Below are 20686 nucleotides of genomic sequence, written 5' to 3'. Positions count from 1 at the left end.
GCAAGTCCCCCATGCGAAGAAACATGAACTATCATTCATATATGAATGAATGCATTTTACAAGCGCGCGATCCTGGCTTGACGGCCAATGAATAAGATGTTTACTTATAAATCATTGATCCATATTTGGATCGAGAGGGCAGTCGGACAAGGGGTCCGATGTTAAGGGAGGAATTTCGATGAGGAATTGGAGGGCCGGTCTTGCTGCCGGCATGATGGCACTGCTTGCGGGCACGTCGGTCTTCGCCGCCGATCTGCCGGGCAAATTTTCGGGCGTGACGATCGACGCCAAGCTCATCGGCGGACAGCAGTATGAGCCGCTTTATGCGCGCATCGCCGAGTGGGAGAAGGCGACGGGCGCCAAGGTCAACATTCTGTCCAAGAAGAACCACTTCGAACTCGACAAGGAAATCAAGTCCGACATGGCGTCTGGCAGCATTTCCTGGTGCGTCGGCTCGAACCATTCGTCCTTCGCGCCGCAATATCCCGACCTTTACACCGACCTTGGCAAGCTGCTGCCGAAGGAAGAAATCGGCCAGTTCGTCGATTCGACCATCCAGGCCTCGACCATCGACGGCCGCCTGGTCATGCTGCCGCGCGCCCAGTTCGACGTCTCGGCGCTCTACTATCAGAAGAGCCTCTACAAGGACGACGCCAAGAAGAAGGCCTTCAAGGACAAGTACGGCTACGATCTTGCGCCGCCGAAGACCTGGAAAGAAGTCTCCGACCAGGCGACGTTCTTCGCCAATCCGCCGAACTTCTTCGGCACGCAGTTCCCCGGCAAGGAAGAGGCCATCAACGGCCGTTTCTATGAAATGCTGATCGCTGAAGGCGGCGAGTATCTCGGCAAGGACGGCAAGCCTGCCTTCAACTCCGAAGCCGGCGTGCGTGCGCTCGACTGGTTCGTCAACATGTACAAGGCCAAGGCCGTTCCGGCCGGTACGACCAACTATCTGTGGGACGACCTCGGCGCCGGCTTCGCGTCCGGTTCCATCGCGCTTGATCTCGACTGGCCGGGCTGGGCGACCTATTTCAACGATCCGAAGTCTTCGAAGATTGCCGGCAATGTCGGCGTCGTGGTGCAGCCTGCCGGCTCTTCCGGCAAGCACACCGGCTGGTCCGGCCATCATGGCTTCTCGGTGACCGAAGCCTGCGCTCATAAGGACGCGGCCGCTTCGCTCGTCTGGTTCCTGACCAACGACGACTCGCAGAAGCTCGAAGCTGCGAACGGCACCTTGCCGACCCGCAAGGCCGTATGGGATTGGGATATCCAGCAGGCTGCTTCCGACCCTTACAAGAAGGAAGTGCTGAGCACCTTCCAGGAATCGATGAAATACGCCTTCCCGGTTCCGCGCACGCCGCAGTGGATCGAGATTTCCAACGTCGTCTATCCCGAGCTTCAGGCGGCCATTCTTGGCGATAAAAGCTCCAAGCAGGCGCTTGATGCCGCGGCCCAGAAGGCAACCGATATCCTGAAGGACGCCGGCGCGCTCTAAGCGATGCAATCGAAGTCCCGCGCCCCGAAATGCGCGGGACTTCCGCAAACTGACTTCGAGAATGGCTTTCGATTGGCGCCGCGAGGGGCCGGTTCGTGCCTGCCGGTTTTGTGCCGGGTCTCGTCCTCGCGCAATCCATTCCAAGCAGTCCGGGCCACGCTGCCGAGGAATGCCGACAGGTGCAAACCATGTTCAAAAAGATATCTCCGCCGGTCCTGCTTCTTCTCCCTGCGATTATCGTCCTTGTCGCGGTGGTGCTGTTTCCGCTGCTTCTCTCGTTTTATTCCAGCTTCACGCCATTTCGACTGACAAAGCCGGCGACGCTCTTTACCTTCATCGGCCTGCGCAACTACATGCGCATCCTGACCGACCCGGTGTTTCTGGCCGCCTTCGTGCGCACGGTGGTGCTGCTGACCATCGCGCTCAATCTGGAAATGCTGCTTGGCCTCGGATTGGCTGTCCTAGTCAACAAGGCGACCCACGGCAAGCGCGTGCTGCGCACGCTGATGATGTTTCCGATGATGTTCTCGCCCGTGCTCGTCGGCTTCCAGTTCAAGTTCATGTTCAACGACAATGTCGGCATCATCAACAATGCGCTGCAGTCGCTGGGCATTACCAACGACGCCATACCGTGGCTTATCGACGGCAATCTGGCGCTGCTCTCCATCGTCATCGCCGAAGTCTGGTCGTCGACGTCGGTCTTCGCGATCCTCATTCTTGCAGGCTTGCTCGCCATGCCGCAGGAGCCGGTCGAGGCCGCCAAGGTCGACGGCTGCACCAGCTGGCAGACCTTCCGCTACGTCACCTGGCCGTTCCTGATGCCGTTTGCCTTCATCGCCATGACGATCCGTTCGCTCGACGTTGCGCGTGCCTACGACATCGTCAAGATCATGACGGATGGCGGGCCGGCGCGGCGCACGGAGCTGATCTGGACGCTGGTCGGACGCACCGCCTATGCCGATGCGCAGATGGGTCTCGCCAACGCCATGGCCTATGTCTCGATCATCCTTTCGATCGCCTTCACAGTCTATTTCTTCCGTAAGCTGGCGCTTGCCCGCACCCAGATCGGAGCGGAGTGGTAATCATGGATCGCAACGCTCAACAACGCCTGCACCGCCGCCTGTGGAAAGTCGCCTATCTCATCGGCCTCTTCCTCGCGATGCTCATCATCTGCCTGCCCGGCTTCTGGATCATCATCAGTTCGCTCAGGCCCACCGTGGAAATCATGGCGAAGCCGCCGGTCTGGATACCGCAGGAGCTTTCGCTGGAAGCCTATCGTGCCATGTTCGGCGGCGTGGGGCAGGGCGGCATTCCCGTCTGGGACTATTTCCGCAATTCGCTGATCATCTCCATCACCTCGACCGCGATTGCGCTCGTCATCGGCATGTCCGGCGGCTATGCCTTCGCCCGCTTCCGGTTCTCAGGCAAGTCGGCCGTGTTCCTCGGGCTGATGCTGACGCGGTCCGTGCCCGGCGTGGCGCTCTCGCTGCCGCTCTTCATGGTCTACGCGCGGCTCGGGATCATCGACACGCATTTCGGCCTGATCCTCACCTATGTCGCGCTCAACGTGCCTTTCACCATCTGGCTGATCGACGGCTTTTTCCGGCAGGTGCCGAAGGATCTCGCCGAAGCCGCGCAGATCGACGGCTGCACGCGCTGGCAGGCCTTCTGGCAGGTGGAATTCCCGCTTGCCGGTCCCGGCATCGCATCGGCCGGCATCTTCGCCTTCCTTACCTGCTGGAACGAATATGCACTGGCCTCGCAGCTGACGCGCTCCGTCGATTCCAAGACGCTGCCCGTCGGTCTGCTCGACTATACGGCCGAGTTCACCATCGACTGGCGCGGCATGTGCGCACTGGCTGTCGTCATGATCGTTCCGGCGCTCGCTCTCACTTTCATCATTCAGAAGCATCTGGTGTCGGGTCTGACATTCGGTGCGGTCAAAGGTTGATCTTAATGGCTCAGGTTTCCCTCAAAAAACTCGTCAAGCGCTACGGCGCACTGGAAATCGTCCACGGGATTGATCTCGACATCGCGGACAAGGAGTTCATCGCGCTCGTCGGTCCCTCCGGCTGCGGCAAGTCGACGACGCTGCGCATGATCGCCGGCCTGGAAGAGGTTTCCGGCGGCACGATCGAGATCGGCGATACCGTCGTCAACGACCTGCCGCCGCGCGATCGCAACATCTCGATGGTGTTCCAGTCCTATGCGCTCTATCCGCATATGACGGTGCGCGAGAACATGGGTTTCTCGCTGAAGATCGCCAAGCAGCCGCAGGCAGAGATCGACAAGCGGGTGAACGAGGCCGCCGCCATCCTCAGCCTCGAGGCGCTCATGGATCGCCGTCCGGCGCAGCTTTCCGGCGGCCAGCGCCAGCGCGTCGCCATGGGCCGCGCCATCGTGCGCCAGCCCGAAGTCTTCCTCTTCGATGAGCCGCTATCGAACCTCGACGCCAAGCTGCGCACGCAGATGCGCACCGAGATCAAGAAGCTGCATGCCAAGGTGCAGTCGACGGTGGTCTACGTGACCCACGACCAGGTCGAGGCAATGACACTGGCGGACCGTATCGTCATCATGCGTGATGGCTATATCGAGCAGGTCGGCACACCGGATGAAGTGTTCAAGCGGCCCGCCACGCGCTTCGTCGCCGGCTTCATCGGCTCGCCGCCGATGAATATCGAAGAGGCGACGCTGAAGGGCGGCGAGCTCACCTTCAAGAATGGTGAGCGTCTGCCGCTGCCGAGCCAGTTTGCCGGCAAGGTCAAGGAAGGCGAAAAGGTCGCCTTCGGTCTCAGGCCCGACGATATCTTCCCGACGGGTCACGGCCTGCACTCCGGCGCTGAGACAGCCGTTTACGAACTGACGCTGCCCGTCGCCATCACCGAACCGCTCGGCAACGAAACGCTCGTCTTCGTCGAATTCGCGGGGCGTGAATGGGTGTCGCGCATGCTCAATCCGCGCTCTCTGAAGAGCGGCGAACAGCTGAAGATGAGCTTCGACCTCAGTCAGGCGCACCTCTTTTCCACCGAAACCGGCAAGAGCCTGGCAATCTGAGGAAACGTCCCATGGCACGTATCGAAAAAATTGAGCTGCGCATGGTCGATCTGCCGCCGAAGGTGAAGCGGACGGATGCGATCCAGAGCTTCGTCAGCCAGGAGACGCCGATCGTTACCATCACTGATTCCGATGGCGCAGTCGGCACGGGCTATAGCTATACGATCGGCACCGGCGGCTCGTCCGTCATGCGGCTGCTGTCCGATCATCTGGTGCCGCTTTTGATCGGCGAGGATGCCGATTGCATCGAGGCGATCTGGCACAGACTGGAATTCGCTACCCATGCAACGACCATCGGGCCTATTACCGCGCTGGCACTTGCGGCCGTCGACACGGCGCTTTGGGATCTGCGGGCGAAGAAGCAGGGCCTGCCGCTCTGGAAGCTTGCCGGCGGCGCCAAGGACCGCTGTCCGCTCTACACGACCGAGGGCGGCTGGCTGCATATCGACAAGGAAGCCTTGGTCGAAGACGCCCTGCAGGCGAAGGCCAAGGGTTTTTCCGGCTCGAAGGTGAAGATCGGCAAGCCGCATGGCTCAGAGGACTACGACCGATTGGCCGCGATGCGCCTGGCACTCGGCTCCGGCTTCGAGATCATGACCGACTGCAATCAGGGCTTTACCGTCGATGAGGCGATCCGCCGGGCGGCGCGGCTCAAGGAGCTGGATCTTGCCTGGATCGAAGAGCCGCTGCCGGCCGACGATCTCGACGGCCATATCCGGTTGACCCGATCGACGCCGACGCCGATCGCGGTCGGCGAATCAATGTATTCGATCCGGCATTTCCGTGAATACATGCAGAAGGGCGCCTGCTCCATCGTGCAGGTGGATGTTGCCCGCATCGGCGGCATCACGCCCTGGCTGAAGGTGGCGCATGCTGCCGAAGCCTTCGATATTCCGGTCTGCCCGCATTTCCTGATGGAGCTGCATGTCAGCCTCACCTGCGCCGTGCCGAACGGCAAATATGTCGAATATATCCCGCAGCTCGACGATCTCACCACCAAGGGCATGGAGATCGTCGACGGCAAGGCGCTGGCGCCCTCCGAGCCCGGTATCGGCATCGCCTGGGACTGGGAAGCGGTGAAGGCGCGCTCGATCGGCGAATTCACCCGGGAAATCCACGGCTGAGGAGGAACTGGCCATGCAGCGGATGGGAATGGTGATCGGCCTGGAGCCGGCCAAGGTTGCGGAATACAAGGCGCTTCACGCGGCCGTGTGGCCCGAGATCCTGGCGCTGATCTCCGAGTGCAACATCACCAACTATTCGATCTTCCTGAAGGAGCCGGAAAACCTGCTCTTCGGCTATTGGGAATATGTCGGCGCGGATTTCGAGGCCGATATGCGCAAGATGGCCGCAAGCCCGAAGAACCAGGAATGGTGGTCCGTTTGCATCCCCTGCCAGAAGCCGCTCGAAACCCGCAAGGAGGGCGAGTGGTGGGCCATGATGGAGGAGGTGTTTCATCATGGCTAATGTTCGACAAGAGCCCCTCACCCTAGCCCTCTCCCCGCAGGCGGGGAGAGGGGACGATCTTTTTCGGAGCAGCCTTTCGATCCTTGTAAAGGTGAGAGACGACGGAGGGTGCGCCCATCCCCTTCTCCCCGTCAAAACGGGGAGAAGGTGGCCGACAGGCCGGATGAGGGGCATATCCCGGAATGCGCAGGTGCGGGTGATGCTCCGGGCGCATAGCGCTGCCATTCTCGCAAGGGGAGAGGTCACCCCACCCCGGACCTTTGGTCCGACGCTCCCCCTCAAGGGGAGGGTATAATGATCTTCGACCCCACATCCCTTCGCCAATGGTGGCCGAAGCCGTCGAAGCCGCGTCCGATCGTGATCTTCGGCGCCGGCAGCATCGTCGGTGACGCGCATCTGCCGGCTTATAAGCAAGGCGGTTTTCCGGTAGCGGGTCTTTACGATCCGAACGCCGAGAAAGCGGCGGTGCTCGCTGCTCAATGGGGCATCCGCGCTTTCGCCTTCGAGGCAGAGGCACTTGCCGTCGAAGGCGCGATTTTCGATCTGGCGACGCCGCCGGCGGCACATGCCACTATTCTGTCGAAATTGCCGCGAGGCTCCTTCGCGCTGATCCAGAAGCCGATGGGCAGCGATCTCACAGGCGCCTCCGAAATTTTGCGGGTCTGCCGCGAGCGCGACATCAAGGCGGCCGTCAATTTCCAGCTTCGCTTCGCGCCGATGATGCTGGCGCTCTATGATGCCGTGAACAAGGGCTATCTCGGCGATGTCGTCGACTTCGACGCCTGGCTGGCGCTGGCGACGCCTTGGGGGTTGTGGCCGTTCCTGAAGGATCTGCCGCGGATCGAGATCGCCATGCACTCTATCCACTATCTCGATTTCATTCGCGGGCTGCTCGGTAATCCTCAAGGCGTTCATGCCAAGACCATCGGCCATCCCAATCACGATGTCGCGCAGACCCGAACAGCGGCGATCCTCGACTATGGCGATAAGGTCCGCTGCGTGCTCTCGGTCAATCACGACCATGATTTCGGCCGCAAGTTCCAGGCCTGCGAGTTTCGCATCGCCGGCACCAAGGGCGCGGCCTATGTGAAACTCGGCGTCAATCTCGACTATCCGCGCGGCGAGCCGGACGAGCTGTGGATCCGCCCCGAGGGTGGCAGCGATTGGGTCGAGGTCAAGCTGGAAGGCGCCTGGTTTCCGGATGCCTTCGTCAATCGCATGGCCAACCTGCAGCGCTTCGCATCCGGCGAGGATCAGGAGCTGATCGGCTCCGTGGAGGACGCCTGGCAGACCATGGCCCTCGTCGAAGCCGCTTATCAGTCGAGCGCCGCGCCGGCGACGCCGATTGCAGAACTTCCAAAGGCTTGAGGAATGGCAGAGCAAACCATCTATTTCGAAGACTATGAACTCGGCCATGTCAGGCTGACGACCGGACGGACGATTACCGAGACCGATTTCGTCGTTCATGCCGGCCATACCGGCGATTTCTTTCCGCATCACGTAGATGCCGAGTTCGCCAAGACCCTGCCCGGCGGCCAGCGCATCGCGCATGGCACGATGATCTTTGCGATCGGCGTCGGTCTGACGGCGTCGCTCATCAATCCCGTCGCCTTTTCCTATGGCTATGACCGGCTGCGTTTCGTCCGCCCCGTGCATATCGGCGATACGATCCGCACGCGCGTTACCATTTCGGCGAAGGAGAATGATCCGAAGCGGCCGGCGTCCGGTCGTGTGGTCGAGCGCTGCGAGGTGCTGAACCAGCGCGACGAAGTCGTGCTCGCCGCTGATCATATCCTGGTCGTCGAGCGCAAGACCGGCGCGGAGAAAGCATGATGGTCAAGCTGAAGGGAATGACCTGGTCGCATCCGCGCGGCTACGATCCGATGCTTGCTTGCTCCAAAGAGTGGCTGGAAAAGACCGGCGTCGAGATCAGCTGGGAAAAGCGCTCGTTGCAGGATTTCGAAACCTTTGCGGTGGAAGAGCTTGCCGCCCAATATGACCTCATCGTCATCGATCACCCGCATGTCGGCCAGATCACCCGCGAGAACTGCCTGCTGCCGCTCGATGATGCAGCTCATGTCGATGAAATTGCAGCGATTGCGGCCGGCACGGTCGGGCGCTCCTATCCGAGCTACAATTGGCAGGGGCGCCAATGGGCCTTTCCGCTCGATGCGGCGACGCAGGTACAGGCCTATCGGCCGGACCGCCTGAGTGCGCCGGTCAAGGATCTCTCCGAGTTCGTCACGCTCGCCAAAGAAGGCAAAGCGATCCTGCCGATGCGGCCGCCGCATTCGCTGATGACCTTCATTACGCTTGCTGCCCATCTCGGTACGCACTGCAGTGTCGAAGGCCCGGATTTCATCGCGAAAGTGGATGGCGAAGCGGCACTTGACTGGATGGCACGCATCGTCGCCGGAATGGATGTCCGCTGCTATGAGATGGACCCGATCGCCGTGCTCGACCTGATGGGCCAGCCGGATAGCTCCTATGTGGCGTCGCCTTTCATCTATGGCTACGTGAACTATTCCTTCGCGGGCTTCAGGCCGGCGCGGATCGCCTTTGCGGATATGCCTGTTATCGACAGGCGGCCGCCGAATGGTTCGGCGCTGGGTGGTACGGGCATTGCCGTCTCGGCACGCACAAAGGCTCCGGAAGAGGCGAAGGCCTTTGCACGCTGGATTGCCGGCGGACCGGTGCAAGCGGGTATCTACGCTGAAGGCAATGGTCAGCCGGGTCATGCCGACGCCTGGGTCAGCGATGCGGTCAACGCGCCGGCGCTCGACTTTTACCGCAACACGCGGGCGACGCTGGAGGGCGCCTATGTGCGGCCGCGGCATGACGGCTACATGGCATTTCAAAGCGACGCGTCCGAGATGATTAGCGATGGACTGCGAACGGCTACGCGGCATACAGTCCTCATCGACAAGCTGAACCGCCGCTTCGCGCAGTCCTTTGAGGTCTAACGAGAGGCTGCACCAACTGATTGTTATTGCTTGATCTTGTCCAAGTTAGTGGCCATGCGGCCGGGATGGATGGGATCACAGTTCCCGAGGAAAGGATCAGGATTATGGGTCACGGGTTGGAAGGCAAGAAGGTCGTCATCACGGCGGCGGGGCAGGGCATCGGCCGGGCATCGGCGGAGCGCTTCATCTCGCTTGGCGCGCATGTCTACGCTACCGACATCAACGAGCAGACGCTCTCGACGCTGGATGGCGCCAGCAAGCATGTGCTGAACGTGCTCGACAGTGCGGCGGTCAAGGCCTACGCGGAAGAGATTGGCCCGATCGACGTGCTCTTCAACTGCGCGGGCTTCGTCCATGCCGGCACGATCCTCGATTGCGAGGAGAAGGACTGGGATTTCTCCTTCAACCTCAACGCCAAGGCGATGTACACGACCTGCCGCACCTTCCTGCCGGGCATGCTGGAGAAGGGCAAAGGCTCGATCGTCAACATGGCCTCGGTCGCTTCCAGCGTGAAGGGTGTGCCCAACCGCTTCGCCTATTGCGCCTCCAAGGCCGCCGTCATCGGGCTCACCAAGTCGATCGCCGCCGATTTCGTTGCCAGGGGCATCCGCGCCAATGCCATTTGCCCCGGTACGGTCGATAGCCCTTCGCTGCATGAGCGCCTTCGCGCAACCGGCGACTACGACAAGGCGATGAAGGATTTCATTGCCCGTCAGCCGATGGGCCGGATCGCGACCGCGGAGGAGATCGCCGCATTGGTGACCTATCTCGCCGGCGACGAGGCGGGCTTCACGACGGGCCAGACCCACGTCATCGACGGCGGCTGGACGGGCTGATACATCATTTTTCAGATCGGAGGCCCTGTATTGCGGGGTCTCCTTTTATTTGCCACTGTCATCGGCGAATCGACGTCTTGGAAGACGATTTGTGATCGGAGAGCGGCATGGATGCACATGGACATTTGCGTCATTCCAGATGGTTGGTGTTGTGGCGCAAGCACCATGTCATCCTGATTTCCGTGCTTGCCGGTATTGCCGTTTTTCTGCTTCTGACGTCGCGTGACTTCAATGCCGGCAACCTGCTGATCTCCTGGGATACGACCGCGGTCGTCTATATCGTTTACAGCCTCTACCGGATGCTGACGGCCGATGCGCAGCGCATCCGCAAGCGTTCCGCCGATCTCGATTTCTCGGATGGTTTTCTGCTGTTTCTGTCGATCACCGCTGCCGTCGCCAGCATCGGCGGCATTGCGCTCGATCTGCTGGGTGTCAAGGATGCCGCGCCTGAAGTCGCTTTTTTCCGGGTGATGATGGCGATCGTGACGATCCTGATCTCATGGGCTTTCCTGCACATAATGTTCACGATCCATTATGCGCACAGATTCTACAGCAGCCCGGGCAAAGGGCAGGGGCTGAAATTCGCCGAGCCGGTGGAAGAGCCCATCTATTGGGACTTTCTCTATTTCTCCTTTACCATCGGCGTTGCAGCGCAGACCGCCGACATCGGGATTTCCACCGTTTCGATGCGTAGGCTGGCGCTTCTGCATTCCATCCTGTCGTTCTTGTTCAACACGACGATTCTGGCGCTCGCCATTAATGTCGGGGCGAGCCTGATTTAAGCCCGACCCGAGGCGCCTTCAACCGGGCGGTCAGACGGCGGCATTGCCGACCATGACAGCCAGGATCAGGAACGCCAGGAAGATGATCAGGAAGATGGCGAAGAGAACGCGCGCAATGCTTGCGGCTGCCGTGGACACGCCGGAGAAGCCGAAAAAGCCGCTGATCAGCGAAATCACAAAGAAAATGAGAGCCCATTTCAGCATTAGCAATCTCCTCTGCGTTGTACGTCTTAATGACGCAGAAGGAGGGTGAATTGTTCCGAGGGCGGTTTGGCACGAAGGTGCATTGTCGTCTTTGACTGACGCTATGGGATGTGTGGAGGGTGCTTTACCCCCCTCTGTCCCCTTCGGGACATCTCCCCCACAAGGGGGGAGATCGTTGGGAGTTTGCCGCACGCTCTGCGAAGACTATAGGTCGTAGCTTCAGCAGATACGATGCTGGTTTGAATGCAAAAGGCTACCGCGAATTACCAATCTCCTCCCCTTGTGGGGGAGATGTCACGACAGTGACAGAGGGGGGTACAGCGCTACCCCAAAACTCGAAAAAGCCGATTGTCATCGACGGCCGCCATCACCCATGATTGATCATCACATGCCGCACTGCCGTATAGTCTTCGATAGCGTAGACTGACATATCCTTGCCGTAGCCCGATTGTTTCAGGCCGCCATGCGGCATTTCGTTGACCAGCATGAAGTGGGTGTTGATCCAGGTGCAGCCGTATTGAAGGCGAGCTGCCGTTTGCATGCCGCGGCTGATGTCCTTGGTCCACACCGAGGAGGCAAGGCCATAGTCGCTGTCATTGGCCCAGGCGACGGCATCGTCGGGATTGGTGAAGCGGGTGACCGAGACGACGGGGCCGAAGACCTCGCGGCGGACGATCTCGTCGTCCTGCGTGGCGCCTGCGACGACAGTCGGGGCATAGAAGAAGCCGCGTTCGCCGGAAATCTTGCCGCCGGTGGTGATTTCCATGTGCTTGTGTTCGGCGGCGCGGGTGACGAAACTTTCGACGCGGTCGCGCTGGCGCTTCGAGATTAGCGGGCCGATCTCGTTCTCGGTGTCGTCGGCAAGGTTGAACTTGATGCTGGAGACTGCGGAGGTGAGATCGGCGACGAAATTGTCGTAGACCTTGGCGTCGGCATAGATGCGGCAGGCAGCGGTGCAGTCCTGGCCGGCATTGTAGTAGCCGAAGGTGCGGATGCCGGCGACGACGGCGTCGATATCGGCATCGTCGAAGATGATGACGGGGGCCTTGCCGCCGAGTTCGAGATGCGTGCGCTTCACCGTCTTGGCAGCGGCCTGCAGCACTTTTTTACCGGTGGCGACGTCGCCGGTGATGGAGACCATGCCGATCTTCGGGTGGTTGATTAGCGCATTGCCGACGCTCTCGCCGCGGCCGAGAATGACGTTGACGACGCCTTCCGGCAGAACATCCGCCAAAAGCTTCGCCATCTTCAGTGCCGTCAGCGGCGTCTGCTCGGAGGGCTTGAAGACGACGGTGTTGCCGCCGGCAATGGCCGGCGCCAGCTTCCAGGCCATCATCATCAGCGGATAGTTCCAGGGCGCGATCGAGCCGACGATGCCGATTGGGTCGCGGCGGATCATCGAGGTGTGTCCGGGCAGATATTCGCCGGCGACCGGGCCGTGCAGATTGCGCACCGCACCGGCGAAGAAGCGGTAGCAGTCGACGATCGCCGGGATTTCGTCATTGAGCACGGCATTGATCGGCTTGCCGCAGTTCAGCGCTTCGAGCGTTGCGAAGCCTTCGGCATCGCGTTCGATGGCGTCGGCGATCTTGAGAAGATAGGCCGAACGCTGGCTCGGCGTCGTCTGCGACCAGCTCGTAAAAGCCTTTTCGGCAGCGTCGACGGCGGCATCGATCTGGCCGAGAGAGGCCTCCGGCAGGTCGAGCACTTTCTCGCCGGTCTTCGGGTTCAGCACATGCTCTTCCGTTTCGGTGCCGGCTTCGAAGCGGGAGCCGATCAGCATCTGGGTATCCATATTTATCTCCCTTTCATTTGCCGCCGCCGGCGATCTGGTCGCCGTCGCGGGTCAGATAGTAGGCTGCCAGGATCGGCAGGAAAGTGACAAGCACGACGACCATGGCAACGACGTTGGTGACGGGTCGCTGGCGCGGGCGAATAAGTTCCTCCAGCATCCAGATCGGCAAGGTCATCTGCTGGCCGCCGGTGAAGGTGGTGACGATGACCTCATCGAAGGACAGCGCGAAGGCGAGCATGCCGCCTGCGAGCAGCGCCGTGCCGATATTGGGCAGGACGACGTGGCGGAAGGTCTGGAAGCCATCGGCGCCAAGATCCATCGACGCCTCGATCAGCGAACCGGAGGTGCGGCGGAAACGGGCAACCGCATTGTTATAAACAACGACGACGCAGAAGGTGGCATGGCCGAGAACGATCGTCCAGACCGAGAACGGGATATCGAACAGGCTGAAGGCAGAGCGCAGCGCGATGCCGGTGATGATGCCGGGAAGCGCGATCGGCAGGATGACCAGCAGGGAGATCGCCTCGCGGCCGAAGAATTTCGTCTGGCTGACGGCGGCGGCGCAGAGCGTGCCGAGCAGCAGGGCGATTGCGGTTGCGATGGTTGCCACTTGGACGGAGAGCGCCAGTGAAGACCAGATATCCGGCCGGTTCCAGGCAATGCCGAACCACTGCAGCGTGAAGCCCGGCGGCGGCCACTGGTAGCTCTTTTCTTCCGTCGTGAAGGCATAGACGAAGATCAGCAGGATCGGCAGGTGCAGGAAGAGCAGGCCGCCGGCGGCTGCGATCTTCAGCGGAAGTGAGGCGCGTTGGCCACGATCAGAGCGCATCGAAAGCTCCCTGCTTTTTGGCGATCCAGAGATAGATGGCCATGATGACGATGGGCACGACGGAGAAGGCGGCGGCCAGCGGCACGTTGCCGGCGGTTCCCTGCTGCGCATAGACGGCCTGGCCGATGAAGAGGCGCGAGGAGCCGACGATCTGCGGGATGATGTAATCGCCCAGGGTCAGCGAGAAGGTGAAGATGGAGCCGGCGACGACACCCGGCAGGGCGAGCGGCAGCAGCACGGTTCGGAAGGTCTGGTTCGGCGTGGCGCCCAGGTCTGACGAGGCTTCCAACAGATTGGCAGGCACGCGCTCGAGTGCGGCCTGGGTCGGCAGGATCATGTAGGGCAGCCAGATATAGACGAAGACGAGGAAGGTGCCGATATAGCTGACCGACAGCGAGTTGCCGCCGATGATGGGCAAAGCGAGCACGCCGTCGAGCAGCCAGCCGAGATGCAGCTTGGCGAAGAGCCAGGTGAGGATGCCTTCCTTGGCGAGGATCAGTTTCCAGGCATAGATCTTCACCAGATAGCTCGACCAGAGCGGCAGCATGATGCCGAGATAGAACAGCGCCTTCCATTTGCCCTGGGCATAGCGGGCGGCATAATAGGCGATGGGGAACGCGACGAGGGCCGAGGCCAACGTGACGAGGGCCGCCATGACCACCGTGCGCACGATGATGTCGAAATTCGCCGAATTCAGCAGCTGTGCATAGGTCGAAAGCGTGAATTCGTAGTTCACCATTCCCGAGAAGTCGTCGATGGAGAAGAAGCTCTGTAGCAGCAGCGCGATCAGCGATCCGATATAGATGATGCCGAGCCAGAGCAGTGGTGGCGTCAGCATCAGGAACAGCAGCAGCTTCGGCCGGCGCCAGAAGAGATCGGAGAGGCGGCCGAAGACGCCGCCGCGGCTCGGCAGGATCGAGGCTGGCGCTTGCTTCGCCGGGGTGGGGAAGGCCGCGGCGTTCACGCAGCGTCATCCATGTAGTGTACATCCGCCGGCAGCCATGCAAGGCGAACGGAAGCACCGGCATCTGGGGCCGAATGGCCGGCGGGTACTGTCACATGCAGGCGGGCGCCATTCGCTTCGACCGAGAGGCGGGTAGCGGCACCGAGGAAGCTCGTCGCCTTCACGGTGGCCGCCACGCCGCTCTCCCCAGTCAACCGGATGGCCTCGGGGCGCAGGCTTGCCCAGCGCCGCTCGCCGCCGAGCGACGACATGGTTTCGGGGGCAATGACGTTGGAGGAGCCGACGAAATCGGCGACGAAGCGGGTCTTCGGCCGCTGATAGATGTCGTGCGGCGTGCCATGCTGCACGATGCGGCCATCGTTGAAGACGGCGACGCGGTCGGCCATGGAAAGGGCCTCGCCCTGATCGTGGGTGACGAAGACGAAGGTGATGCCGAGCGCGCGCTGCAGGCTCTTCAATTCCTCCTGCATCTGCTCGCGCAGCTTCAGATCGAGAGCGCCGAGCGGCTCGTCGAGAAGCAAGACCTTCGGCTTGTTGACCAGCGCACGGGCGAGCGCCACGCGCTGACGCTGGCCGCCGGAGAGCTGGCCGGGGCGGCGAGCGCCATAGCCCGGCAGCTTTACCAGCTCCAGTGCCTGCTCGGCGGCACGCACTCTTTCGCTCTTGCCGACACCCTTGACCATCAGCCCGTAGGCGACGTTGTCGAGAATGTCGAGATGCGGAAAGAGCGCGTAATCCTGGAAGACCGTGTTGACGTTGCGCCTGTAGGGCGGCACGCCTTCGGCGGTTTCGCCAAAGATCTCGATATGGCCGCCCGTGGGTTGCTCGAAGCCGGCAATCAGCCTGAGGCAGGTGGTCTTGCCGGAACCGGAAGGGCCGAGCATGGCGAAGAATTCGCCAGGTGCGATCTCCAGATCGACGCTATCCACAGCGCGGACCTGGCCGAAATGGCGCGACACCTGCTGGAAACGAACGGCGTTCATTGGTTTCTCCAGGGATATGCAGAATGTTTGAAACGATGTCAGCCGGCCCGGATCGGGATCTGGCCTGCTGCAGGGGCGGGCGCTTCAGAGCGTCGGCGGGATCGCCGCTCCGGATTCGGGGCGGCGAAGACCGATGTAGGCTCGTTATCTGCCGCCGATCACGCCGATGTAATCGGACACCCAGCGATGATAGGGCACGCATTCGCTCTGCGTGCTGCATTTCGCGACGGGCGTCTTCCAGAACTTGATCTTGTCGAAATGATCATAGCCGTTGGTGGCGCAACCGCTGTCGGTCAGGAGTTCGTCGCCCTTGCAGGCGGCCGGAACGGATGGGACTGCGCCGAACCAAGCGGCCGCATCGCCCTGAACCTTCGCCTGCAGGGAGTGTTCCAGCCACATATAGGCGCAGTTCGGATGCTCGCTGTCGGCATGCAACATCGTGGTGTCCGCCCAGCCTGTCGCTCCCTCATCCGGGAAGGTCGAGGCGATCTTCCGTTTGTCGGCCTGCAGCAGGTTCACCTGGAACGGCCAGGAACCGGAGGCGACGACGCCTTCGTTCTTGAAGTCGTCGGTCTGGATCATCGCGTCATGCCAGTAGCGGCTGACGATCTTGCGCTGGCCGCGCAACAGCTCGAGAGCGGCCTTGTACTGGTCTTCGTTGAGCTCGTAGGGGTCCTTGATGCCGAGCTCGGGCTTGTGGGCCATAAGGTAGAGGGCGGCGTCGGCAATATAGATCGGGCCGTCATAGGCCTGCACGCGGCCCTTGTTGGACTTGCCGTCGGGCAGCGTCGTTTCTTCGAAGACGACGTTCCAGCTCTTCGGCGCCTGGTCCTTGAAGGCATCGGTGTTGTACATCAATACGTTCGGCCCCCAGAGATAGGGCACGCCGTAATGGACGCCGTTGACCGTGTGCCAGGGGGCATTCTTCAGGCGCTCGTCGAGGTTCTTCCAGCTCGGGATCAGGTTGGTGTTGATCGGCTGCACGCGCTTGCCGGCAACGAGCCTGAGCGATGCGTCGCCGGAAGCGGTGACGAGATCGAAGCCGCCTTCGTTCATCAGGGCAACCATTTCGTCCGATGTCGCTGCCGTCTTGACGCTGACCTTGCAGCCGGTTTCCTTTTCGAAGCCGGTGACCCAATCGTAGTTCTTGTCGCTTTCGCCGCGTTCGATATAGCCGGCCCATGCGACGATGCTGACGGCACCTTCGCCCCTGCCGAGCGTCTTCGGCGGCTCGGCGGCAATGACCTGCGTGGCGAAACTTAAGCATGCGAGCGCAGCCGTGCATGATTTCAGCAGATGCTTCATCGGACTCTCCCGGTTTTTGAGCCTTGATATTGTGGAGCCAGTGGCTGGCTTCCTGTTCCCGGAAGAAAAGGTGGCGCGATTTCGCCGCATTCGCAAATTCATTTATCAGAAAGGTGATATCGGAAATTCCGATTCCAACACGCGCCCGTGCGCGGCGTAGGAGAATGCTGGGTGCTAGGGGATTAGCGCTCTTGTTATCGCTGTCTCCCCGTGCGCATGCTTTCAGCGACGCCGACAAAGTCGCGGGCGGCTTGCGGAAGGCTCGATCCCTTGCGCCAGACCATGCCGACCTGCACGACCGGCAAAGAGCCGGAAACATCACGGCTTTCGATGCGATCACCTTCCAGCGACCAGGGGCGATAGACGAGGTCCGGCAGCAAAGCGACGCCCGCACCGGTTGCGACGAGGCTGCGCACTGCTTCGACGGAACGCGTGCGGAAGGCGACATGGGGGCGGGCGCCGAGCGCGGTCAAAAGCTTGCCGGTATTCTCCTCGATCTCGTCGATGGTCAGCATGATCAGCGGTTCTCGGCTGATGTCGGCGACGCTGATGATATCGGCTGAAACGAGGGGATGGCCCATCGGCAGCCAGAGGCGATAAGGCGAGGTCTCGAGGATCTCGGCCTGCAGCGCCATGCGGTCGCGCAGGTTGGAAATGACCATGACGGCGACGTCGAGTTCGCCGCCAACCAGAAGGTGTTCGAGATAACCGCCATTGTCCTCGATGGCGCTGACTTCGACGCCGGGGCAGGCGCGGCGGTAGCGCGCCAGAAGATCCGACAGGACATAGCCGGCGACGAGGGACGTCACCCCGATATTCAGCGTGCCGCCGGCCTCGTTCCGCTTGCCGGAAAAGCTGGTTCGCGCATCGGAAACGGTCGCCAGAATCTTCGTCGCATGGCGCAGGAACTGGTGGCCATTATGGGTGATGGAGAGCCCGCGCGGATGGCGCTCGAACAGCTCGACGCCGAGGTCGCTTTCCAGTTCTTTCAGGGCCTCCGTCACCGAGGATTGCGAGATCGACAGGTTCTGCGCCGCGCGGGTCACCGAACCCTGCTCTGCGACGGCAACGAAATACTGCAACTGTCTCAAGGTGAAGGCCATGATAGAGTTAGAGCATGTCCGCGACACGGAAAGCAAGCTCTCGTCAAAGCTGTGAAAGTTTGGACCTTTTTTGGTAAAGATACAGCGAGGGACGCAAGTTTTGCCTCGGTTTTAAGTATTCCGAAACGCCAAATCCCTAACGTGAGGGGTGATCATCTTTATCGCCTTGGAGTGGTCTATGCTGGAGCAGTTGGCGTGAGCGCCTTACTGCACATTTTCCGGATGCCCCGGAAATTTGTCGTCATGATCGGCGGAGTGGCCTTTCTCATAGGCTGCTCCGGCGTTTTGGCGATTTATGTCGGCAAGGACAAGCTTCTCGGTCTTACCTCCGCTTCCCGCAACGGGCTGCAGTGCACGGACATCAACCTCGTTACCATTCGCAAGGACAACCGATTCTGGGTGCGCAAATATATCCGCACCCAGCCGACCGATGGCATGACGCGCGTGACGACGGCGCTGCGTGTCGCCAAAGCCGTTTATCAGGAGCAGAAGGCAGACCTCGTCCAGGTTGTGGTTCTCGATGAGAATGGACCGACGCTGCGCTCCGACATACGCGGCCGGGCGCTGGGGGCGGATGTCGTCTATGTGCCGCATCCCGAGAAGCTTGCCGACGGCAGCAGCGAGGTTCCGCTCACCGCGCGCTATTATGACGGTGGCGCAAGCACGGCCGGCCTGTTTTATGGCGAGCAGATTACGATGATGCCGCGCGACATCGATACTGCCCTTGCCGGATTGAAGGACCTGAGCGATTGCGACAATGCGCTAGCGGCGGACAACAGACCCGGCGATGCCAAGAAAGACAAGCTGAAGGCGGCAATCGCCGCGGAAGAAAAAGCGGCTGCCAAGCAGGCGGAGCAGCAAGATAACAAGCCCGCTCCGCCGGAGCCGAAATCGACCGGCAACGTGCGGTCGGATTATGATGAGAAGGGCGAGTTTATCGGTGCCGACGCGACCAGCGACGAAAAGGGGCCGTCACAGGGACTGGATCCGACCTTGACCGGTGCTGCCGGCCGGCACTCGCCCGTCACGAACTGATCAGAATTGCCCTTATGCCGGGAGGCACAAAGGCAACTTCCTCAATCCGCCAAATGTTTCTCGCCGATCGCCTGGTAGAGCGCGAAAAGCGCCTCGTGAACCTCGCCGGCAAGACGGTAGAAATCGGGATCCGCCAGGATGGCGGGGTGCTGCAGCAGATGATCGTCGGTCATGTCGAGCATGATCGACGTCGTGTGCATCGCCTCGTGGCAGCCGAAAGTTCCCGGCTTGTACTGCGACAGATCGACATCGCCGATCTCTGCAAGATCGGCCTGCCGCTGCAGTTCGCTTTCGGCATCCGCTGCCGATGTCTCTTTCTCGGTCATGGTTCGCACCTTTGATTTTCGGAGGATGAGATTATATCAATCCGCCTTGTTGCGGCGTGCCGGGAAGAGGATGATGTCGCGGATCGACGGCGAGTTGGTCAAAAGCATGATGAGGCGGTCCACGCCGATGCCGAGACCGCCTGCCGGCGGCATGCCCTGGTCGATGGCATCGAGGAATTCCTCGTCCAGCTGCTTCTCCTTCTCGCCGCGCGCGTGCGCCTGCTGGAGCTGCTCGACCATGCGGGCGCGCTGCTCTTCCGGATCGTTGAGCTCCGAGAACGCGTTGCCGAGTTCCCAGGCGTTGCAATAGGTTTCGAAGCGTTCGACGAGACGCGGCTCGCCCGGTACTTCCTTGGCGAAGGGCGAGATGTCCTTCGGGAAATGCGTGACGTGCGCCGGTTGGATCAGCGTGCCCTCGACCTTCTCTTCGAAGATGAAGGCAAGGCATTCGCCCCATGTCGCGTCCTTCTCGACGGCGAAGCCGGCGGCCTTGGCAGCGGAGCGGGCTTCCTCATCGGTCTTGATCGCGAGGAAGTCGATGCCGGTCGCTTCCTTGACGGCATCAGGCATCGGCACGCGGCGGAACGGACCCTTGAAGGAGATCTGCTTGTCGCCGAAGGCGAATTCGGTGCTGCCGTGGATCGACATGGCGAGCGTCGAGAACAGCCGCTCGACGAGGTCCATGATGTCCTCGTAGTCGGCATAGGCCCAATAGCACTCCATCATGGTGAATTCGGGATTGTGCCGGGTGGAGACGCCTTCGTTGCGGAAGTTGCGGTTGATCTCGAAGACCTTGTCGGTGAGACCGGAAACCAGCGTGCGCTTCAGGAACAGTTCCGGCGCGATGCGCAGGTACATGTCGAGCTTCAGCGTGTTGTGATGCGTCTTGAACGGCTCGGCGGTGGCGCCGCCATAGACCGAATGCAGCATCGGCGTCTCGACTTCCATGAAGCCGTCATTCTCCATGAAACGGCGGATGCCGGAGACGATGCGGCTGCGCTGCTGGAAGCGGAGCTTGGATTCCTCGTTGGTCATGATGTCGAGATGGCGCTTGCGGTAGCGCAGCTCGATATCGGACAGGCCGTGCCACTTTTCCGGCATCGGCAGCAAGGACTTGGTCAGCATGGTGATCTGCTGGGCATTGATCGTCAGCTCACCGCGCTTGGTGCGGCGGACGACACCGGTGACGCCGATGATGTCGCCGATGTCGATCATCGGCAGCAGGCTGCGGGCCTCTTCCGAGGTCACGTCCTTATGGCTGAAGATCTGGATCTTGGCCGAGGCGTCATGGATATCCATGAACATGCCGGAGTTGCGCGAGGAATAGACGCGGCCGGCGACGGTGACGACGTCGGCGGTCTCCGTGTCCGGCTCCAGGCCCTCATATTTCGCAGCGAGTTCGGCATTGGTCATGGTCCGGTGGAAATGTGCCGGATAGACGTCGCCGATCTGCTCGCGCAGCAGCTTCAGCTTCTGCGCGCGAACTTCCGTCGCGTCGGAGGAGAGGGTGGCGGTTTCGGTCTTGTCGTTCATGGTTTTAAAGTC

The 20686-nt window shown here is 61.1% G+C and carries 21 protein-coding genes; 12 read left to right on the top strand and 9 right to left on the bottom strand.

Features of this window, described 5'->3' with window-relative positions; translation table 11 throughout:
* The first annotated feature begins 211 nt into the window (after positions 1 to 211).
* The 11 genes from RHSP_RS13685 (at position 212) to RHSP_RS13630 (ending at position 10597) form a co-directional block, all read left to right on the top strand.
* Complete coding sequence (locus RHSP_RS13685) at positions 212 to 1495, top strand: type 2 periplasmic-binding domain-containing protein (protein WP_420820094.1); 1284 nt, start codon at positions 212 to 214, stop codon at positions 1493 to 1495.
* A 188-nt stretch (positions 1496 to 1683) separates the two neighbouring features.
* Positions 1684 to 2577 (top strand): carbohydrate ABC transporter permease, encoded by an 894-nt coding sequence (locus tag RHSP_RS13680; protein ID WP_037151767.1) that lies wholly within the window; start codon positions 1684 to 1686, stop codon positions 2575 to 2577.
* A 2-nt stretch (positions 2578 to 2579) separates the two neighbouring features.
* Positions 2580 to 3446 (top strand): carbohydrate ABC transporter permease, encoded by an 867-nt coding sequence (locus RHSP_RS13675; RefSeq protein WP_037151762.1) that lies wholly within the window; start codon positions 2580 to 2582, stop codon positions 3444 to 3446.
* 5 nt (positions 3447 to 3451) lie between these two features.
* The gene (locus RHSP_RS13670) at positions 3452 to 4549 is read left to right on the top strand and encodes an ABC transporter ATP-binding protein (protein WP_004117779.1); all 1098 of its coding nucleotides are present in this window, start codon (positions 3452 to 3454) and stop codon (positions 4547 to 4549) included.
* 11 nt (positions 4550 to 4560) lie between these two features.
* Positions 4561 to 5673, top strand: coding sequence for a mandelate racemase/muconate lactonizing enzyme family protein (locus tag RHSP_RS13665; protein ID WP_004117777.1), 1113 nt, complete (start codon positions 4561 to 4563; stop codon positions 5671 to 5673).
* A gap of 13 nt (positions 5674 to 5686) precedes the next feature.
* Positions 5687 to 6016 carry an L-rhamnose mutarotase gene (locus tag RHSP_RS13660; protein ID WP_004117775.1) on the top strand — a complete coding sequence of 110 codons (330 nt, stop codon included), beginning with the start codon at positions 5687 to 5689 and terminating at the stop codon, positions 6014 to 6016.
* A gap of 294 nt (positions 6017 to 6310) precedes the next feature.
* Entirely contained in the window at positions 6311 to 7384 is a 1074-nt protein-coding gene (locus tag RHSP_RS13650; protein ID WP_004117773.1) for a Gfo/Idh/MocA family protein, read from the top strand.
* Positions 7385 to 7387: 3 nt separating this feature from the next.
* Positions 7388 to 7849 (top strand): MaoC/PaaZ C-terminal domain-containing protein, encoded by a 462-nt coding sequence (locus RHSP_RS13645; protein ID WP_004117770.1) that lies wholly within the window; start codon positions 7388 to 7390, stop codon positions 7847 to 7849.
* On the top strand, positions 7846 to 8979 hold the full coding sequence (locus tag RHSP_RS13640; protein WP_004117768.1) for an extracellular solute-binding protein: 1134 nt from the start codon (positions 7846 to 7848) through the stop codon (positions 8977 to 8979). Before RHSP_RS13645 ends, RHSP_RS13640 begins: the two co-directional genes overlap by 4 nt.
* A 104-nt stretch (positions 8980 to 9083) precedes the next feature.
* The gene (locus RHSP_RS13635; protein ID WP_004117766.1) at positions 9084 to 9815 is read left to right on the top strand and encodes an SDR family oxidoreductase; all 732 of its coding nucleotides are present in this window, start codon (positions 9084 to 9086) and stop codon (positions 9813 to 9815) included.
* Between the two features lie 107 nt (positions 9816 to 9922).
* On the top strand, positions 9923 to 10597 hold the full coding sequence (locus tag RHSP_RS13630) for a DUF1345 domain-containing protein (protein WP_004117765.1): 675 nt from the start codon (positions 9923 to 9925) through the stop codon (positions 10595 to 10597).
* A gap of 30 nt (positions 10598 to 10627) precedes the next feature.
* Here the strand turns inward: RHSP_RS13630 and RHSP_RS33580 are convergent, their stop codons facing one another.
* From RHSP_RS33580 to RHSP_RS13595, 7 genes are all read right to left on the bottom strand, one after another.
* Complete coding sequence (locus tag RHSP_RS33580; RefSeq protein WP_037151755.1) at positions 10628 to 10801, bottom strand: DUF1328 domain-containing protein; 174 nt, start codon at positions 10799 to 10801, stop codon at positions 10628 to 10630.
* A 367-nt stretch (positions 10802 to 11168) separates the two neighbouring features.
* The gene (locus RHSP_RS13620; RefSeq protein ID WP_004117763.1) at positions 11169 to 12596 is read right to left on the bottom strand and encodes a gamma-aminobutyraldehyde dehydrogenase; all 1428 of its coding nucleotides are present in this window, start codon (positions 12594 to 12596) and stop codon (positions 11169 to 11171) included.
* A 13-nt stretch (positions 12597 to 12609) separates the two neighbouring features.
* Complete coding sequence (locus RHSP_RS13615; protein ID WP_004117760.1) at positions 12610 to 13425, bottom strand: ABC transporter permease; 816 nt, start codon at positions 13423 to 13425, stop codon at positions 12610 to 12612.
* The gene (locus RHSP_RS13610) at positions 13415 to 14389 is read right to left on the bottom strand and encodes an ABC transporter permease (protein WP_004117758.1); all 975 of its coding nucleotides are present in this window, start codon (positions 14387 to 14389) and stop codon (positions 13415 to 13417) included. The genes RHSP_RS13615 and RHSP_RS13610 overlap by 11 nt, the downstream gene beginning before the upstream one ends.
* Positions 14386 to 15372, bottom strand: coding sequence for an ABC transporter ATP-binding protein (locus RHSP_RS13605; protein WP_037151749.1), 987 nt, complete (start codon positions 15370 to 15372; stop codon positions 14386 to 14388). The genes RHSP_RS13610 and RHSP_RS13605 overlap by 4 nt, the downstream gene beginning before the upstream one ends.
* Positions 15373 to 15516: 144 nt before the next feature.
* Positions 15517 to 16677, bottom strand: coding sequence for an ABC transporter substrate-binding protein (locus RHSP_RS13600; RefSeq protein WP_037151746.1), 1161 nt, complete (start codon positions 16675 to 16677; stop codon positions 15517 to 15519).
* 194 nt (positions 16678 to 16871) lie between these two features.
* Positions 16872 to 17780, bottom strand: a complete 909-nt coding sequence (locus RHSP_RS13595) for a LysR family transcriptional regulator (RefSeq protein ID WP_004117752.1) — start codon at positions 17778 to 17780, stop codon at positions 16872 to 16874.
* A 243-nt stretch (positions 17781 to 18023) separates the two neighbouring features.
* Here RHSP_RS13595 and RHSP_RS13590 point away from each other — a divergent pair, with 243 nt between their 5' ends.
* On the top strand, positions 18024 to 18815 hold the full coding sequence (locus RHSP_RS13590; protein ID WP_420820092.1) for a hypothetical protein: 792 nt from the start codon (positions 18024 to 18026) through the stop codon (positions 18813 to 18815).
* A gap of 41 nt (positions 18816 to 18856) precedes the next feature.
* On the opposite strand, the gene RHSP_RS13585 is transcribed toward RHSP_RS13590, so the two are convergent.
* Both RHSP_RS13585 and lysS read right to left on the bottom strand, forming a co-directional pair.
* Positions 18857 to 19141 (bottom strand): hypothetical protein, encoded by a 285-nt coding sequence (locus tag RHSP_RS13585; protein WP_004117748.1) that lies wholly within the window; start codon positions 19139 to 19141, stop codon positions 18857 to 18859.
* Positions 19142 to 19177: 36 nt separating this feature from the next.
* Entirely contained in the window at positions 19178 to 20674 is a 1497-nt protein-coding gene (gene lysS / locus RHSP_RS13580; RefSeq protein WP_037151743.1) for a lysine--tRNA ligase, read from the bottom strand.
* Between the last annotated feature and the right edge of the window lie 12 nt (positions 20675 to 20686).

The sequence above is a fragment of the Rhizobium freirei PRF 81 genome (assembly GCF_000359745.1).
In the GTDB taxonomy this organism is placed as follows: domain Bacteria; phylum Pseudomonadota; class Alphaproteobacteria; order Rhizobiales; family Rhizobiaceae; genus Rhizobium; species Rhizobium freirei.
Note: the sequence above shows the minus strand (reverse complement) of the source record. Positions and strands in the feature narration are given on the sequence as shown.